The organism is Microbacterium arborescens (assembly GCF_030369635.1).
In the GTDB taxonomy this organism is placed as follows: Bacteria; Actinomycetota; Actinomycetes; order Actinomycetales; family Microbacteriaceae; genus Microbacterium.
Window position 1 is genome coordinate 131,330 of record NZ_CP128474.1, and the last position, 16,886, is coordinate 148,215.

Sequence of the window (16,886 nt, forward strand, 5' to 3'; positions counted from 1 at the left end):
CAGGTCTCCAGACGGGGCTCAGAAGCCCGGGATGAGGCTGACGACGAGGTCGATCAGCTTGATGCCGACGAACGGTGCGATGACGCCGCCGAGCCCGTACACGACGAGATTGCGGCTCAGGATCGACGAGGCGCTCGCCGCGCGGTAGGCCACTCCCCGCAGCGCGAGCGGGATGAGCACGATGATGACGATCGCGTTGAACACGATCGCGCTCGTGACGGCGGATGCCGGCGACGACAGCTGCATGATGTTGAGCGCGGCGAGCCCCGGGAACACGCCCATGAACATCGCCGGGATGATCGCGAAGTACTTGGCGATGTCGTTCGCGAGCGAGAACGTCGTGAGCGCCCCGCGCGTGATGAGCAGCTGCTTTCCGATGCGGACGATGTCGATGAGCTTGGTCGGATCCGAGTCGAGGTCGACCATGTTGCCGGCCTCCTTCGCCGCCGACGTGCCCGTGTTCATCGCCACGCCGACGTCGGCCTGCGCCAGAGCCGGAGCGTCGTTCGTGCCGTCACCGGTCATCGCGACGAGGTGGCCGCCCTCCTGCTCCTTGCGGATCAGGGCGAGCTTGTCTTCGGGTGTCGCCTCGGCGAGGAAGTCGTCGACACCCGCCTCTCTCGCGATCGCGGCAGCGGTCAGCGGGTTGTCGCCCGTGATCATGACGGTGCGGATGCCCATCGAGCGCAGCTCCTCGAAGCGGTCGCGCAGCCCGTCCTTGACGACATCCTTCAGGTGGATGACGCCGAGCAGGGTTCCGGTTCCCGACGCGTCGAGGGTCGCGACGGCCAGCGGTGTGCCGCCGGACTGCGCGATCGCGTCGGCGTGGTGCAGCAGCTCTGCGCGGGCCTCGGTTGAGACCGGTCGCGCCGACGCGTCGAGCCAGGCGAGCACCGACCCCGACGCGCCCTTGCGCACCTGCGTGCCGTCGGGCAGGTCGACGCCGCTCATGCGCGTCTGCGCCGTGAAGGCCACCGCGACGGCGTCGCGAGGGAGCTCGGCGACGACATGCTGCGAGGCCGCGAGCTCGACGACCGAGGTGCCCTCGGGCGTCGGGTCGGATAGCGACGAGAGGGATGCCGCGCGGGCGAGGTCGGTCGCGTCGATGCCGGTCATCGCGACGAACTCCGACGCGCGCCGGTTGCCGTAGGTGATCGTGCCGGTCTTGTCGAGCAGCAGGGTCGTCACATCGCCGGCCGCCTCGACGGCACGACCCGACATCGCCAGGACGTTCCGCTGCACGAGGCGGTCCATGCCCGCGATGCCGATGGCCGACAGCAGCGCGCCGATCGTGGTGGGGATCAGGCAGACCAGCAGTGCGACGAGCACCGGAATGCTGACGGGGGAGGCGCTGTACGACGCGATCGGATTCATCGCCAGCACGACCACGACGAAGACGATCGACAGGCTCGCGAGCAGGATGTTGAGGGCGATCTCGTTTGGTGTGCGCTGCCGCGCAGCGCCCTCGACGAGGGCGATCATGCGGTCGACGAACGTCTCGCCGGGCTTCGACGTGATCCTCACGACGATGCGGTCGGAGAGCACCCGGGTGCCGCCCGTGACGGCGCTGCGGTCGCCGCCGGACTCCCGGACGACGGGAGCAGACTCGCCCGTGATCGCCGATTCGTCGACCGTTGCGATCCCGTCGACGATGTCTCCGTCGCCCGGGATGAGCTCGCCCGCTTCGACGAGGACGACATCTCCGAGCCGGAGGTCGGCCGAGGGCACTTCCTCGGTCGCGGCGCCGCGGGCTGCGGCATCCGTCCGCTCGTCGTACGAGACGACCCGGCGCGCGGTCGTGGTCGTCCGCGTCTTGCGCAGCGCCTCTGCCTGCGCCTTGCCGCGGCCCTCGGCGACCGACTCCGCCACGTTCGCGAAGAACACCGTGAGCCACAGCCAGACCGCGATGCCCCACGTGAACCCGGTCGGCACGTCCGTGCCGCCCGAGGTCTCGGGGCCGCCCAGGAACGGCTCCGCGATCGCGATCGCCGTGGTGAGGGCCGCGCCGATCCAGACGAGGAACATCACGGGGTTCCGCCATTGCGCGGCGGGGTTGAGCTTGCGGAGGGCGCCGGGGAGGGCGGCGCCGACCTGCTCGAGGCTGAAGGCGCTGCGCCGGCGCGGTGCCGGACTGGCGTCCGGGTCCGCAGACGACGGGCCGGATGAGGGCCGGGTTTCGGTCAGAGGGGCAGACATCAGGAGAGTCCTTCGGCGAGGGGGCCCAGGGTGAGGACCGGGAAGTAGGTGAGCGCGGTGATGATGACGACGACGCCGGCGAGCAGGCCCGCGAACTGCGGACGGTGCGTCGGCAGGGTGCCGGCGCTCGACGGCACGGTGTCTTGAGCGGCGAGCGATCCGGCGAGGGCGAGCACGAGCACGATCGGGATGAACCGGCCGAGCAGCATCGCGACGCCGAGCGCCGTGTTGAGCCACGGGGTGTTGGCGGTGAGGCCGGCGAAGGCAGACCCGTTGTTGTTCGCCGCAGAGGTGAACGCGTAGAGGATCTCGCTCAGGCCGTGGACGCCCGGGTTCCAGATCGAGGTGCCCTCGACGTCGGCGCGGACGGCCGGGATGGCGAAGCTCAGCGCGGTGCCGGCGAGCACGAGCGTCGGCGTCACGAGGATGTACAGACTCGCGAGCTTGATCTCGCGGGGCCCGATCTTCTTGCCGAGGTATTCGGGCGTGCGTCCGATCAGCAGGCCGCCGACGAACACCGCGAGGATCGCGAGCACCAGCATCCCGTACAGCCCCGAACCGACGCCGCCGGGCGCGATCTCGCCGAGCATCATGTTGAGCATCGGCATCATGCCTCCGAGTGGCGTGAAGCTGTCGTGCATCGCGTTGACCGCGCCCGTCGACGTGAGCGTGGAAGCGCCGCCGAACAGGGCCGACGCGGCGACGCCGAACCGCGTCTCCTTGCCCTCCATCGCGGCGCCCGCGAGCTGCGTCGCCGCGCCGCCGCCGGACGCCTCGGCCCACGAGCCGAGGGCGATCGAGGTGAGGAAGATCCCGCCCATGACCGCGACGATCGTGTAGCCCTGGCGATCGTCGCCGACGATGCGGCCGAAGGCGCGCGGCATGGCGAACGGGATGACGAGGAGCAGCAGGATCTCGAACAGGTTGGTCCACGGCGTCGGGTTCTCGAACGGGTGCGCGGAGTTCGCGTTGAAGAACCCGCCGCCGTTCGTGCCGAGCAGCTTGATGGCCTCCTGGCTCGCGACCGGCCCGCCCGGGATCGACTGCGCCCCGCCGGCGACGGTCTGCGCGTCGGTGAATCCGGCGAAGTTCTGGATGACGCCGCCCGCGAGCAGCACGACGGCCGCGACGATCGCCATCGGGAGGAGGATGCGGCCGAGCCCGCGCACGAGGTCGACCCAGAAGTTGCCGATCGTGCCGGAGCGGCGGTAGGCGAAGCCACGGACGAGGGCGATGGCGACGGCGATCCCGACCGCCGCCGAGACGAAGTTCTGCACGGCGAGACCCGCGAACTGCACGGTGTAGCCGAGCGTCGCCTCGGGCGAGTACGACTGCCAGTTGGTGTTGGTCACGAACGAGATGGCGGTGTTGAACGCGAGGTGCTCGCTCGGTGCGGGCAGGCCGAGGCTGAACGGCAGAAGCGGCTGGATCCGCTGTAGCCCGTAGACGACCACGACGCCGACCAGGGAGAACAGCAGCACGCCGCGGGCGTAGGCCTGCCAGGTTTGCTCGGTGCGCGGGTCGACGCCGATCAGGCGGTAGACGCCCCGTTCGACGGCGAGGTCGCGCGGCGATGTGTAGACGCGGGCGATGTAGTCGCCGACGGGCCGGTACAGCAGGACGAGGATGAGGACGAGGGTCGCGATCTGCAGCGACGCGAACCCGATCTGCGCGGCATCCACGTCAGAACCGTTCGGGCCGCACGAGGGCGACGACGAGGTAGACGATGGCGGCGACGGCCAGCACCGCCGCGAGGAGCGAGAAGACCATCACAGCTTCTCGACCCCCCGGGCGATGAGGCCGGCGACGGCGAAGAGCGCGAGGATCGCGGCGAGATAGATGAGGTCGAGCACGAGATCAGATGCAACACCCCGTCGGACGCCGCATCCGTCGTCCTCACGGAATTCATACGGCCTCGCGCCCGCTCCTCACGCCGCCCTCACGGTCTCTGGCGATACATCCGTCGGACGGCCGGAGCTGGTGTCGCCTGGAACGGGGTTCGACGCGTCACCAGCACCACCGGTCCTGCAGATGTATCGCCAGGCCCGGGCCTCCGGTCGGATCAGGGGGCGGGGTCAGGGCGCGAGCGGCGAGGATTCGTCGTCGATGACCCCGATGCCGACGGCGTGGTGGCTCGGCTCCTCGTCCTTCTTCTCGGGAGCCTTGGGCTCTTCGCCCGGCTCTTTCGCGACGCTGGGCTCTTCGAGCTCCTCCGTCGAGGGCGTCTCGTCGGGTGCGTGCTGGGCGCCCTCGTCGGCGTGCTCGGCCTCGTTGTCGTGGTGATCGGTCATGTCGTACTCCCTTCCACCCTCAGCGTGCGCCGATCCGGCCGTCGATGTCACCGGCTTGACGTAGGGTCGCGGGATGGACCCGGAAGCGCGACTGCACGAGCGCGAGCGCGAGCTCACCGTGCAGCTCGACCGGCTGGATGCCGACGACGACAGCCTCCGTCACGACCGTGCCGACGCGACAGCCGATGACGAGCACGACCCCGAGGGCTCGACGCTGTCGGGGGAGTGGCAGCGGGTCGAGGCCCTGCGCCGCGCGGCGCGGGCCGAGCTCGCCGAGGTCGAAGCCTCGCTCGCCCGCGTCGCCGCCGGAACATACGGGGTGTGCGCGAGCTGCGGCCGCGACATCCCGGTCGAGCGCCTCGAGGTGCGCCCGCACGCGACGATGTGCGTCGCGTGCGCTTCGCGCTGACCCACGCGGGTAGGTGCCCGCGCCGCCCGCGTCCGCGTTGAACTTCGGAGAATCACGTGAGATTCGGACGGATGCGGCGGATCGGTCCGACTTTCGCGCCGATCTCCGAAGTTCGATCGGCCAGGGCATTGACACCCGCCACCCGCACCCCTAACGTACAACCAAATGGTTGCACGAAACGAACCCCGGCCGAGCGAGCGGAGCGAGCTGAGCGATGACGACATCGACCGCCTCTTCCACGCGCTCGCGACGGCGACGCGTCGCGACATCCTCCGCCGGACGATCGAGCACGAGCAGTCGGTGTCGGCGCTCGCAGCCGACTACGACATGTCGTTCGCCGCGGTGCAGAAGCACGTCGGCGTGCTCGAGACCGCCGGCCTCATCGTCAAGCGAGCCGAGGGGCGCGAGCGGCTCGTGCGCGCCGACCCCGCCATGATCGCCCGCGCCCGTGCGCTCCTCGCCCGCTACGAAGACCTCTGGCGGGCCCGCGTCGACCGCCTCGACGCGCTGCTCGCCGAGCCCGAAGACTGACCCCCGCAAACCCACAGAACCGCACCACACCGCACGCGCACCATCTGTTCGAAGGAGAATCCGATGCCCGTCACCGACATCACCACCGATGCCGACAACCTCACGATGACGCTCGTGGCGGATGTCGCCGCGCCCGTCGACCGCCTCTGGCGCGCGTTCACGCAGCCCGCGCAGCTCGAGCGCTTCTGGGGCCCTCCCGGCTGGCCCGCGACGTTCACGCGGTTCGACTTCACCCCGGGCGGACGCGCGCAGTACGCCATGTCGAGCCCACAGGGCGAGAAGTCTCGGGGCACCTGGGAGTTCATCGCCATCGACGAGGGCCGCAGCTTCGAGGTCCTCGACGCCTTCGCCGATGAGAACGGCGAGCCGATGGAGCAGTTCCCGGCGATGCGGATGGTGTTCTCCTTCGATGCGACCGACACGGGCTCGCGGCTGACGAACGTCACCTACTTCACCTCGGCCGAGGGCCTCGAGCAGGTCATCGCCATGGGCGCGATCGAGGGCTCGCGCCTCGCGATGGGACAGCTCGACGCTGTCGTGCAAGACCTCCGCGCTTTCGCGCAGGGCCAGGGCACCCGCGTCGAGCTGCTCGACGACACCCACGTGCGCATCACGCGCTTCATCGACGGTCCGCGCGAGCTCGTGTGGCGTGCGCATCACGAGACCGAGCTGCTGAAGAAGTGGATGCTGGGTCCCGACGGCTGGACCATGACGGTCGCCGAACCCGCCACGGATGTCGGCAGCACCTACCGCTACGCGTGGGAGCAGGACGACGCTCCCGAGACGGCGTTCGGATTCGAGGGCGAACTGCTGCAGCTCGACGCGCCCCGGCGCGAGGTCACGACCGAGCGGATGTCGGGAGCCGACGGCCCCGGCACGATCAACGATCTGCAGCTGTACGAAGAAGACGGCGCCACCCTCCTCACGCTCCTCGTCGAGTACCCCGACAAGGAGACGCGCGACATGATTCTCGCTACCGGCATGGCCGACGGCATGGAGGACTCGTACGCCCGTCTCGAGACGGAGGTACTGACAAAATGATGGGGTGACCGAACCCGTGATCGCCCTGCAGAATCATCCCGGCGACGTGGAGTTCCCCGTCCGCCCCCGGCGGCGGTACACGCGGATGCTGGACGCGCGGCGCAAGGCCGACCCCAAAGCCATGGGCAAGCGAGCCCTGCCCGTGACGGCGATCGCGGTGCCGATCGGCATCCTGGGCTTGGTGCTGTCCTACGTGTTGGTGGGCAGCGAGGATTTCGGGAACAACCTGTTCGGTCTCTTCCTGGGGATGTGCGCGGGCCTGCTCGTGGCGTCGATCGTCCTCGCCGCGCGCGACGCCCGCGCTCCGCGAGATGCGCAGCGGCAGTACCTCGCCCTCGCGGCGCGGAGCCCGCTCACGCCGCGACAGCAGCAGATCCTCGCCCTCGACGCCGCAAGCGACTTCGCGATGCGCGGCTGGAACTCGTCGCTCGCGTTCACGCCGACCTTCGCCGAGCTGCCGCAGGATCTGCGCTCGAAGCACCGCGACGGCGCCGACGGATCACCGTGGTTCGCGCTTCCGCTGCCGGGCATGCAGCAGCTTCGTGCAGCACTCGACGAGCAGTTCAAGATCGTCTCGCGCTCCGACGCCGAGCTGCTGGTGGCTGACACGCTCGCGCGGGGCGTGCTCTCGACACGGTTCGCCGAAGTCGCGCAGAGCGATGCCGCGGAGCACATGATGTCGCGCATCGCGGCCCTCACCGATCTGCCGGTCTTCGACATCCACGACCTCGCCCGTGGCGACGACGCTCGCCCGCCGCGACTGCTGCTCGCCGCCGACATCGAGCGCGCGATCGGCGGTGTCCGCTACGCGTACGTCGCCGGCTACCTGACGGCCGACGAGGCGTGGTCACTGCTCGAGCCGTTGGCGAGCCGGGCCTTCACCACGTACCGCGATCGCGACGAGTACTGGCGCGAGGTCGTCGTCGCCACGGCGTTCCGCACGGACTCGCTCGAGTCGGTGCAGCGCCAGCGCGAGACGCTCGCCGAGCTGCAGCGGTCGGACTGGCCCGCGGCATCCGTCGGCTGGCCGTCGGCCTGAACGGTGCCTGGCCGTCGGCCTGACCGGCCGCGACGCGGTTCAGGCGCGGCCGAGTCCGTCTTCGAGCGCGACCCAGGCGAGCATCGCGCACTTGACGCGAGCCGAGAACTTCGAGACGCCCGACAGCGCCGCGGCGTCGCCGAAGGTCTCCTCGTCGAGGGGAATGGTGCCGCGCGAGCGCAGCGCCTCGCGGAAGCGCTCGATGAGCGCGACCGCGTCGGCCCGCGTCATCCCGTCGCCTTCGATCTCCTCTTCGACCAGCGAGGCCAGCATCGAGGCCGAGGCCTGCGAGATCGAGCAGCCGGTGCCCTCCCACGAGACCTCGGTGATGCGGTCGCCGTCGACGGCGACGCGCAGCGTGATCTCGTCGCCGCAGACGGGGTTCTTCTGGTGCGAGTCGGCATGCGCCGCGTCGCCGACGTCGTGAAGCGGGTTGCCGACCGGGTGCTTCGAGTGATCGAGGATGAGCTCCTGGTACAGCGAGTCGAGCCCGGTCATGCGTGTGCCCCTTCGGCCTCGTCGGTGACGCCGAAGAAGCCGCGGATGCCGCGCACCGCGTCGAGGAACAGGTCGACGTCGTCCTCGGTGTTGTACAGCGCCGTCGAGGCGCGGACGGATGCCGTCATCCCGAACTGCCGGTGCAGCGGCGCGGCGCAGTGGTGTCCGACCCGCACGGCGATGCCCTGGGCGTCGAGGAACTGTCCCGCGTCGTGCGCGTGCACACCGGCGACGTCGAACGACCACAGGCCGACGCGGTCGGTGCCCGGCGCATCGCCGAGCAGGCGGATGCCGGGGATCTCGCGCAGCCCCGCGCCCATGCGCTCGGCCAGCGCGACCTCGTGCGCGTGGATGTTCGCGGGCCCGACATCCTGCAGGTAGCGGACGGCGGCGGCGAGGCCGATGGCGGGTCCGACGGCCTGCGTTCCGGCCTCGAACTTCTGCGGAGCCGGCAGGTACTCGGCGTGGTCGAGCGTGACGGTGGTGATCATCGACCCGCCGGTGAGGAACGGCGGCAGTGCGTCGAGCACCTCGGCGCGGCCGTACAGCCCGCCGATCGCGTAGGGGCCGAGCATCTTGTGGCCGCTGAAGACGGCGAGGTCGACGCCGAGCGCGGGGAGGTCGAGCGGCAGGTGCGGCGCCGACTGGCAGGCGTCGAGCACCGTCGTCGCGCCGACCGCTTGGGCGAGCGCGACGATCTCGGCGACCGGGTTGACGATGCCGAGCACGTTCGAGACGTGCGTGAAGGCGACGATCCGGGTGCGTTCGCCGATGATGGCTGCCGCGGCATCCAGGTCGAGCGTGCCGTCGGCCCGTGCGGGGATGTGGCGCAGCACGGCTCCCGTGCGGGCGGCGAGCTCCTGCCAGGGGATGAGGTTGGCGTGGTGCTCGATCGCCGTCGTGACGATCTCGTCGCCCGGGGAGAGCGCGTAGGGCGCTGATGCGGGTGCGCCCCGGCCGAGCGTGGCGTTGCCGATCGCGTAGGCGACGAGGTTGAGGCCCGCCGTCGCGCCGCTGGTCCAGACGAGCTGCTCGGGCTGCGCCCCGACGAAGCCGGCGACCGTGGCGCGGGCATCTTCGAACAGATCGGTCGCTTCGGCCGCGAGAGTGTGGGCGCCGCGGTGGACGGCGGAGTTGGCGTGCGTGAGGAAGTCGCGTTCGGCATCGAGGACCGCGGTGGGCTTCTGACTCGTCGCGGCGGAGTCGAGGTACACGAGCCGGTGCCCGTTGACGTGCTCCGACAGGATCGGGAAGTCGGCGCGCAACGACACCGCGTCGAGCGGGCTGACGCGGGGCGAAGCGGCGGGAACGGCGGGAGAGCTCACCCCTCTAGGCTACGCCCGCCCGCCGACGCGAGCTCGGGCCGGGTCGAGCTGGATCGGCGAGAACGTACCCCCGCCGCGAGAACGCACCGTGTGGGGTACGCGCTCGCGGCACCGGTACGCGCTCGCTGCGGACGAGCGCGGCGCGCTGGCACGATGAGGGGTATGAGTGACACGACTTCCGGTGACCTGCACGATGCGGCGCGTGACCGCGCGCGGCGCGACCAGCTGACCGCGCACGCCGACGCCGCCCGCGGCCTCGTCGCGCAGCGCGAGCGCGACCTCGCCGAGCTGCAGCAGAAGCTGCGGGTCGAGACCGCCGACGTGCGCCGTCTCGAGCGCTTCTCGCCGGCGCAGGTGTGGGGTCTCCTCCGCGGCGACATCGACGACAAGCTTGCGGTCGAGCGGGCGGAGCAGCAGGCGGCCGAGCATGCCGTCGACGGCGCGACCGAGCGGCTCGCGCACGCCCGGGTCGACCTGGCCCGGATCGAGGACGAGATCGCCGCGCTCGGCGACGTGGATGCCGCCTACGCGGCCGCCCTCGCCCGGCGCGAGCACGAACTGCGGGCCGCCGATCCGGATGCCGCGGCCGAGCTCACGCGGCTCGACTCCGAGGCCGGCGTGCTCAGCGCCGAGGCACGGGAGATCGCCGAGGCGCGGTCGGCGCTCGAGCGGGCCCAGGAGGCTCTCGGCGCTGCACAGCAGGCCCTCGACTCCGCGGGAGGCTGGTCGACCTATGACACCTTTTTCGGCGGCGGCATGGTCGCCGACTGGATGAAGCACGACCGCGTCGGACGGTCCGCCCGCGCCTTCACGGTCGTGAACCGGGCGCTCGAGACTCTGGCGACCGAACTCGCCGACATCGACGCGCCGCCCCTCGCGGGCGTGCAGATCTCGGATTCGCTCGCCGTCTTCGACGTGCTGTTCGACAACGTGATCGCGGACTTCATGGTGCGCCAGCGCATCGCCGACGCGCAGGCCGCGGCATCCGATCTTCGCCTGCGTCTCGATGGCCTCGGCGACTACCTCGTCCAGCGGGCGGATGCCGTCGAGACGCGCACCGCCGCCCTCCTCGCCCACCGCGAACGTCTCCTTCTCGACGCCTGACGGACGCCCGGCACCGGGCACGCAGTGCGCGAGAGCCTACCGTTCGCGCGAGAGGGCACCGTGGAGGGTGCGGTGTCGCGGCGAGGGTACGTTCTCGCATCGACCCGGCCCGCGACGCCCGGCGCGGGCGCGGGCGCGGGCTCAGCGCTCGTCGGGCGAATCAGTGTGGGCCACGAGGCCGTAGGTCGCGGAGGCGCGGCCCGCGCGGTCATCGCCGGGCATGGGGCGCGAGCGCCGACCGTAGACGATCTCCGACGAATCGAGCAACCAGGGCACAAGGGTGATCTGCACGCCGTGCACCATCATCAGCTGCTGCGCGATGCGGCGTGCGCGTCGGTTGTGCAGGAAGGTCTCCCACCAGTGGCCGACGATGTACTGCGGCAGGTAGACCGTCACGACCGCCGAGCCGTGCTTCTCACGGTATTTGCGGATGAAGGCGGCGAGCGGAGCCGCGTACTGGCGGTACGGCGACTCGATGATGACGAGCGGGACCGGCACTCCGTGCACCTCCCACTCGGTCTGCACGTCCTGCGCGGACTCCTTCGACACCGCCACGTGCACGGCGATCGTCTTATCGTGCTTGGCCGACAGGGCGTAATCGATGGCCTTCGCGACCGGCTTCTGCAGGCGGTTCACCAGGACGAGGGCGACGTCCCCCGTCGACCCGAAGTGCACGTCGTCGTCCATCGCGATCTCGTGCTCGACGTCGCGGTAGTAGCGGCTCACGCCGACCATGAGGAAAGCCAGGATCGGGATGGCGATGAACACGAGCCACGCGCCGTGGGTGAACTTCGTCACCGTGACGATCAGGAGGACCGCCACGGTGAAGGTCGCTCCGATTCCGTTGATCACGAGACCGCGTCGGGCCTCCGCGCGGTCGGCGGTGGCAGTCGGATGCAGCAGCCGCAGCTCGCGCCTCCAGTGCTTGACCATGCCGACCTGGCCCAGCGAGAACGAGACGAACACGCCGATGATGTACAGCTGGATGAGCGTCGTCAGGTCGGCCTGGAAGACCACGAGCACGAGGATCGCGGCGAGCCCCAGGATGATCATGCCGTTGGAGAAGACGAGACGGTCGCCGCGGGTGTTGAGCGACTTCGGCGCGTATCCGTCGCGGGCCAGCACCGCCCCCAGCAGCGGGAACCCGTTGAACGCGGTGTTCGCGGCCAGCAGCAGCACGCACGCGGTCGCCGCCTGGATGATGAAGAACGGGATCGAGCCCATGCCGAACGTCGCGGCGGCGATCTGCGCCATGAGACTCGGCTGCGGCTGGTTGACGCAATCGAAGCCGACGAGGGCGCACGGATCCTCGGCGTAGTGCACGCCGGTGATGAGGCCGAGTGCCGTCAGCCCCGAGAACAGCAGGATGGCGATCGTGCCCATCATGACGAGGGTCTTCTGCGCGTTCTCGACCTTCGGGGCGCGGAAGGCCGGCACGCCGTTCGACACCGCTTCGACGCCGGTCAGCGCGGAGCAGCCGCTCGAGAACGCCCGCAGGATCAGCAGGATGAGCGCGACCTGGCTGAGGCTCTCGGCTTCCATCGCGAACTGCGCGCTCGACGCCACGGGCGCATCGCCGAGGAACGTGCGGATGAGTCCCGTCGCCACCATGACGCCGACCGAACCGATGAAGATGTAGGTCGGCACGGCGAACGCCGACGAGGCCTCACGCACGCCGCGGAGGTTGACGATGATGATGAGGACGACGAAGCCGACCGCCAACTCGACCCGCCACGGCGCAAGCCCGGGCAGCGCCGAGATGATGTTGTCGACACCGGAGGCTACTGACACCGCCACCGTCAGGATGTAGTCGACCAGCAGCGCGGCCGCGACGACGACGCCCGCCTTCTCGCCGAGGTTCGTGCGTGCGACCTCGTAGTCGCCGCCGCCCGAGGGGTAGGCCTTGATCAGCTGCCGGTAGCTGAGGACGACGACGACGAGCAGGGCCACGACCGCGAGCGCGACCCACGGGCTGAAAGCGAGCATCGCCGTGCCGCCGATCGCCAGGATCATCAGCAGTTCCTGCGGCGCGTAGGCGACCGACGACAGGGCGTCTGAGGCGAAGATCGGCAGCGCCCGGCGCTTGGGCAGGAGCTGCTCGTCGAGCTTCTCGGAGTCGAGCGGATCGCCGATGAGGATGCGCTTGGCGATGGGCGTCGAATCCTCGCCCGGCTCGCGACTGTCAGTGGTCACGGCGGGCGACATTACGCCTGGCGCGGCATCCTGCGCAATCTCGCCGCGCCGAGCGTCACCAGAGTGTTGCCGAACCGCCCCTTTTCGATTCTCTAGAGCCGCGAGAACGGGGCGTAGTCGATGGCGGTCACATGGGTCGTGTCAGGGTCTGAGTCAACGAAGACGCTGTAGGTGAGGTCGTCGGTCGACCCCTCTTCCGGCCAGCGGCCGGTGCGCTCGATCTCAAAGGAGAACCTCAGCCCGCCGTCCCTGAACTCCGACTCCTCATCCGGACCGGCCGCACGTACAGCCTCGAGGTCCATCCCGATCGCAAGACCGAACTCTGGCGTGAGGGCGACACCGCCGACCGCATTGGCGGTGATCGCCGCTCGAGTCGGGATGCCGTACTCGTCCCGCGGCTTGTCGCCTGGGGCCACCACCATGTCGTACAGGGTGAATCCGGCCCAGTCGTAGATCGTGTAGTCGGGAAAGTGATTCCCATCACCCGGGTAAACGCCGAGCCCGGGCTCCATTCCGAACGCCTCGGTCAGAGCGGCGACGGCGGGCCCGACCTCATCGCGCCAGCGGAACTCGAGCAGCGTCGACCCGTCGTCGGCGACGATCGTGAAACCTGTCGCCGCCATGACGATCTCGGCCGCGAGGGGAGCGGCATCTGTCGGCGTCGTTGTCGGCGTGGGTGTTGGGGTAGGCGCCGGTGTCGCGCTGGTCGGAGCCGGTGACGACGGCGCCGCCGCGGGCGCGCTATCGCGCTGCGTGAGCAGGAACACGACCACCGCCGCCACGACCAGCAGCACCCCCGCCACGATCGAGAGCACGATGAGGGGCCGCCGCGATGTCGCTGTGGTCATACTCGCCATCCTGGCAGGGCAGTCACCGCCGGCGGCATCCCGGGGCGGTACGCGGATGCAACGAATCGGTCACAACGCGCCGCGTGCGGATGCCGCGCCGCGGCGTGTCGGTGACGGACCCTTGCATCGGCGTCCCCGGCACCCGGCACCGGGGCTCCGGATCAGCGACCGGCGCGGAAGGTGTAGGTGACGGTGACCTTGCTGCCCTCGACCGTGACGGCTGCCCCGAAGCGGCGCTGACCGTCCTGGTAGAACGTGTTGCGGTCCGAGCCGAACACGAACGACCCGCCCTGCCCGGAGTCGGGACCGAGCGCGGCGACCTCGTCGGCCGACATGTCGAGCTCGACGCCGAAGTCGTCGGTCACCGGGACGTCGATGTCGGAGTCGTACGAGATGAACGTCGGTGCGGGAACCTCGGCACGCGGACGGTTGCCCTCGCTCAGGAAGACGTCGTGCAGGCGGAAGCCCTCCCAGGCGTAGATCTTGTACGCGTAGTTCTCGGCGTCGCCGTTCTGGAAGTCCTCGGTCGGCGCGGCACCGAAGAGCTCGGTGAGGGCAGCCACGGCGGGAGCCGCGTCATCCGCCCATGCGTGGGTGAAGACGGTCGAACCGCTCGCGTCGGCGATCGTGAACCCGTCGGCGGTCACCGCGACGCCCGACGTCGCCGCGGGGGCGCTCGGGCTCTCCGATGGCACCGGGGTGTCCGACGGCTGCGGAATCGACTGCGTCGCCGGAGCGGTCGGCACCGGATCGGCCGCGGGCTCCTGGCGCTGCGACTGCTGCGTCAGGTAGATCACGAAGACCACGACGACCGCGACGACCAGCAGCCCCGCGATGCTCGAGAGGATGACGAGCAGACGGCGGTCGCCGCCGCCTCCGTCGTCGTTCTGATCGGCCAGACGCGGCGCGAGGGGCTCGTCGGGCCAGCCCGCCATGACCGGCGGCATCCCCGACGCCTTCTCGCGCTTGGGTCCGGGCTCACGCGACGCGCGGGGCTTCTTCTCGCGAGGCTCGCGCTGCTCGCGAGGCGCCTTCTCACGAGGCTCGCGCGGCGTCTTCTCGCGCTTCGCGCGCCCGGGCTTTTCCGGGGGCTCGTACGGCTCGAAATCGGCGAACGGGTCGTTGGGGTCGCTCATGCGAGGAACTCCTTGGCTGCCACGACGAGGTTCTCGACACCGCGCTCGATCGTGGGGTGCATGACCGGCGCGAAGAACGGGGAGTGGTTTGTGGGGATGTCGCGCTCGACGGTCCCCGCCGCGACGGCATCCGCGAACTTCTGCGGGTCGACGCCGCCCCAGAACCAGAACACGAGGGGAACGCCGGCCTCGCGCGCGAACCACGAGACGTCCTCGCTGCCGGTGAACATGCCCGGGTCGACGACGCTCCCCTCGCCGAAGGCGCGCTCGAACGCGGCGCTCAGGCGGGCTGTCGCCGTGTGGTCGTTGATCGTCGGGGGCAGGGTGTGGTCGACGGTGATGGTGGGCTCGGTCTCCGCGCCCGACGCCGCCGCTTCGGCCCGCACGATGCGTTCGACCTTCGCCATGACGCGCTCGCGCGCGGCGTCGTCGGGGTAGCGCAGGCTGAGCTCGAGCTTCGCCTCGGCCGGGATGATGTTGTTCTTCAGGCCGGCGTGGATCGAGCCGACCGTCACGACGGCCACATCGCGAGGGTCGACCTCGCGCGAGACGATCGTCTGCAGGCGCATGACGGTCGCTGCCGCCATGACGACGGGATCGATTGTCGAGTGCGGGCGCGAGCCGTGTCCGCCGCGGCCGTGGAGCACGACACTGAGGCCGTCGGATGCCGCCATCTGCGTGCCGGGTCGCACACCGATGACACCCGCGGGGAGGGGCGTGACGTGCTGGCCCAGCACGATGTCGGGCTTCGGGAAGCGCTCGAGCACGCCGTCGGAGATCATCGCCTGCGAGCCGGCACCGTACTCTTCGGCGGGCTGGAAGACCGCGACGACGGTGCCCGACCACTCGTTCTGCGTGGCGATGAGCTGTTCGAGGGCGCCGAGGAGCGCGGTGACGTGCATGTCGTGGCCGCACGCGTGCATGACGGGCACGTCGTTGCCGGCGGGGTCGACGCCGCGTGCCGTCGAGGCGTACTCGAGGCCGGTCTGCTCGGGCACCGGGAGGCCATCCATGTCGGCGCGCAGCCAGACGACCGGGCCGTCGCCGTTGCGGATGGCGGTGGCGACACCGGTGCGACCGATGCCTTCCTCGTACTCGAGGCCGAGCTCGCTCAACCGGGCCGCGATGACAGCGGCCGTCCGCGTCTCCTGGAACGACAGTTCCGGGTGCCGGTGCAGGTCCGTGTACAGGGCGTCGAGGTCCAAAGCCATACATCGAGCCTACGGGAGCGCACCTGCGCGCTGCCCGGGATGCCACGGCGGTTTCAGGCGGGCGGTGCGGTGCTCGACCGCTCCACGAGCGCGAAGTCGAGGTCGGCGGGGGGTTCGGATGCTGCCCCGCGCAGCCCCGCGATCATCGCCGAGGCCACGCGCTCGCCCTGTCGTCCCGGAAACTGATCGACCGTGGTGAGGCCGAAGAACCCGCCGAGGTCGTGGCCGTCGACCCCGATCACCGACAGGTCCTCCGGAACGCGCAGCCCGAGCTCGCGCGCGGCGAGCATCGCGCCGATCGCCATCTCGTCCGAGGCCGCGAAGATCGCGGTCGGGCGGGTCTCGGCGCCACGGAGCAGCCGCGTCGCGGCCTCGTGGCCGCCGGCCATCGTGAAATCGGCAGCCGCGAACCGGTCGCCACGCGCGGGCAGGCCGGCCTCGGCCAGTGCGGCCTCGAACCCGCGTCGCCGCTGCGACGGGATGTGGAAGTCGCCCTCGAACTGCGGATGCAGGCCGATGTGGGCGATGTCGCGGTGCCCGAGGTCGAGGAGATGCTCGGTCGCCGTCCGGGCGACCTCGATCTCATCGACGGTGAGCGAGCGCAGGCCGGCGAGCTGCCCGCCCATGGCGATCACCGGCAGGCCCAGGTCGCCCAGCTGCGCGATCTCGTCGCGGGCGAGGGCCATCGACACCACGATGACCCCGTCGACCCGCTGGCGTCGCAGCGAGGTGGCGAACACCCGGCGGCGCTCGTCGGCCTCGGCGGTCAGGGCGTACAGCGCGACGTCGTAGTCGTCACGCTGGAGGGTCGCGGCAATGCCTGTGAGCACGCGCGAGAAGAACCACCGGTCGAGCATCGGCACGAGTACGCCGATGTTGCGGGTGCGCCCGGATGCGAGACTCGACGCCGCCGACGAGACGACGTAGCCCAGGTCGGATGCCGCTCGCAGCACGCGCTCGCGCGTCGTGGGTGACACCGGGCCCCGGCCGCTGAGGGTGCGGGAGACGGTCGCCGTCGAGACCTCCGCGCGTCGCGCGACGTCGTCGATGCCGACCATCTCCCG

16 protein-coding genes are annotated in these 16,886 nt (G+C 70.5%); 5 read left to right on the forward strand and 11 right to left on the reverse strand.

Annotation, left to right across the window (positions count from 1 at the left end; all coding sequences use genetic code 11):
* Positions 1 to 18: 18 nt before the first annotated feature.
* From kdpB to QUC20_RS00685, 4 genes are all read right to left on the reverse strand, one after another.
* Positions 19 to 2,196 (reverse strand): potassium-transporting ATPase subunit KdpB, encoded by a 2,178-nt coding sequence (gene kdpB, locus QUC20_RS00670; RefSeq protein WP_289330611.1) that lies wholly within the window; start codon positions 2,194 to 2,196, stop codon positions 19 to 21.
* Positions 2,196 to 3,878 (reverse strand): potassium-transporting ATPase subunit KdpA, encoded by a 1,683-nt coding sequence (gene kdpA, locus QUC20_RS00675; protein ID WP_289330612.1) that lies wholly within the window; start codon positions 3,876 to 3,878, stop codon positions 2,196 to 2,198. Before kdpA ends, kdpB begins: the two co-directional genes overlap by 1 nt.
* Position 3,879: 1 nt before the next feature.
* The gene (gene kdpF / locus QUC20_RS00680; RefSeq protein ID WP_064955215.1) at positions 3,880 to 3,966 is read right to left on the reverse strand and encodes a K(+)-transporting ATPase subunit F; all 87 of its coding nucleotides are present in this window, start codon (positions 3,964 to 3,966) and stop codon (positions 3,880 to 3,882) included.
* Between the two features lie 305 nt (positions 3,967 to 4,271).
* Positions 4,272 to 4,487, reverse strand: coding sequence for a hypothetical protein (locus QUC20_RS00685; protein WP_289330613.1), 216 nt, complete (start codon positions 4,485 to 4,487; stop codon positions 4,272 to 4,274).
* Positions 4,488 to 4,560: 73 nt separating this feature from the next.
* On the opposite strand from QUC20_RS00685, the gene QUC20_RS00690 reads away from it, so the two are divergent.
* The 4 genes from QUC20_RS00690 (at position 4,561) to QUC20_RS00705 (ending at position 7,507) form a co-directional block, all read left to right on the forward strand.
* The gene (locus QUC20_RS00690; protein ID WP_289330614.1) at positions 4,561 to 4,896 is read left to right on the forward strand and encodes a TraR/DksA family transcriptional regulator; all 336 of its coding nucleotides are present in this window, start codon (positions 4,561 to 4,563) and stop codon (positions 4,894 to 4,896) included.
* A gap of 165 nt (positions 4,897 to 5,061) precedes the next feature.
* Entirely contained in the window at positions 5,062 to 5,427 is a 366-nt protein-coding gene (locus QUC20_RS00695) for an ArsR/SmtB family transcription factor (protein ID WP_120263818.1), read from the forward strand.
* A 63-nt stretch (positions 5,428 to 5,490) separates the two neighbouring features.
* A complete protein-coding gene (locus QUC20_RS00700; RefSeq protein ID WP_289330615.1) occupies positions 5,491 to 6,468 on the forward strand; it encodes an SRPBCC family protein in 978 nt (325 codons plus the stop codon).
* 4 nt (positions 6,469 to 6,472) lie between these two features.
* Positions 6,473 to 7,507: a DUF1266 domain-containing protein gene (locus tag QUC20_RS00705; protein ID WP_289330616.1), complete on the forward strand. Its 1,035-nt coding sequence runs from the start codon at positions 6,473 to 6,475 to the stop codon at positions 7,505 to 7,507.
* Between the two features lie 39 nt (positions 7,508 to 7,546).
* On the opposite strand, the gene sufU is transcribed toward QUC20_RS00705, so the two are convergent.
* Together sufU and QUC20_RS00715 are read right to left on the reverse strand one after the other, a co-directional pair.
* Positions 7,547 to 8,005 (reverse strand): Fe-S cluster assembly sulfur transfer protein SufU, encoded by a 459-nt coding sequence (sufU, locus tag QUC20_RS00710; RefSeq protein ID WP_120263816.1) that lies wholly within the window; start codon positions 8,003 to 8,005, stop codon positions 7,547 to 7,549.
* Positions 8,002 to 9,330, reverse strand: a complete 1,329-nt coding sequence (locus QUC20_RS00715; protein ID WP_289330617.1) for an aminotransferase class V-fold PLP-dependent enzyme — start codon at positions 9,328 to 9,330, stop codon at positions 8,002 to 8,004. The genes sufU and QUC20_RS00715 overlap by 4 nt, the downstream gene beginning before the upstream one ends.
* 162 nt (positions 9,331 to 9,492) lie before the next feature.
* Here QUC20_RS00715 and QUC20_RS00720 point away from each other — a divergent pair, with 162 nt between their 5' ends.
* Positions 9,493 to 10,434, forward strand: a complete 942-nt coding sequence (locus tag QUC20_RS00720; RefSeq protein WP_289330618.1) for a hypothetical protein — start codon at positions 9,493 to 9,495, stop codon at positions 10,432 to 10,434.
* A gap of 141 nt (positions 10,435 to 10,575) precedes the next feature.
* Here the strand turns inward: QUC20_RS00720 and QUC20_RS00725 are convergent, their stop codons facing one another.
* The 5 genes from QUC20_RS00725 to QUC20_RS00745 all read right to left on the reverse strand — a co-directional run bounded on the left by QUC20_RS00725 (position 10,576) and on the right by QUC20_RS00745 (position 16,880).
* Positions 10,576 to 12,639, reverse strand: a complete 2,064-nt coding sequence (locus QUC20_RS00725) for an APC family permease (protein WP_120263813.1) — start codon at positions 12,637 to 12,639, stop codon at positions 10,576 to 10,578.
* Positions 12,640 to 12,719: 80 nt separating this feature from the next.
* Positions 12,720 to 13,475, reverse strand: a complete 756-nt coding sequence (locus QUC20_RS00730) for a hypothetical protein (protein WP_289330619.1) — start codon at positions 13,473 to 13,475, stop codon at positions 12,720 to 12,722.
* A gap of 161 nt (positions 13,476 to 13,636) precedes the next feature.
* Positions 13,637 to 14,611 carry a hypothetical protein gene (locus tag QUC20_RS00735; RefSeq protein WP_289330620.1) on the reverse strand — a complete coding sequence of 325 codons (975 nt, stop codon included), beginning with the start codon at positions 14,609 to 14,611 and terminating at the stop codon, positions 13,637 to 13,639.
* Positions 14,608 to 15,822, reverse strand: coding sequence for an amidohydrolase (locus tag QUC20_RS00740; protein ID WP_289330621.1), 1,215 nt, complete (start codon positions 15,820 to 15,822; stop codon positions 14,608 to 14,610). The genes QUC20_RS00735 and QUC20_RS00740 overlap by 4 nt, the downstream gene beginning before the upstream one ends.
* A gap of 53 nt (positions 15,823 to 15,875) precedes the next feature.
* On the reverse strand, positions 15,876 to 16,880 hold the full coding sequence (locus QUC20_RS00745; RefSeq protein ID WP_289330622.1) for a LacI family DNA-binding transcriptional regulator: 1,005 nt from the start codon (positions 16,878 to 16,880) through the stop codon (positions 15,876 to 15,878).
* Positions 16,881 to 16,886: the final 6 nt, after the last annotated feature.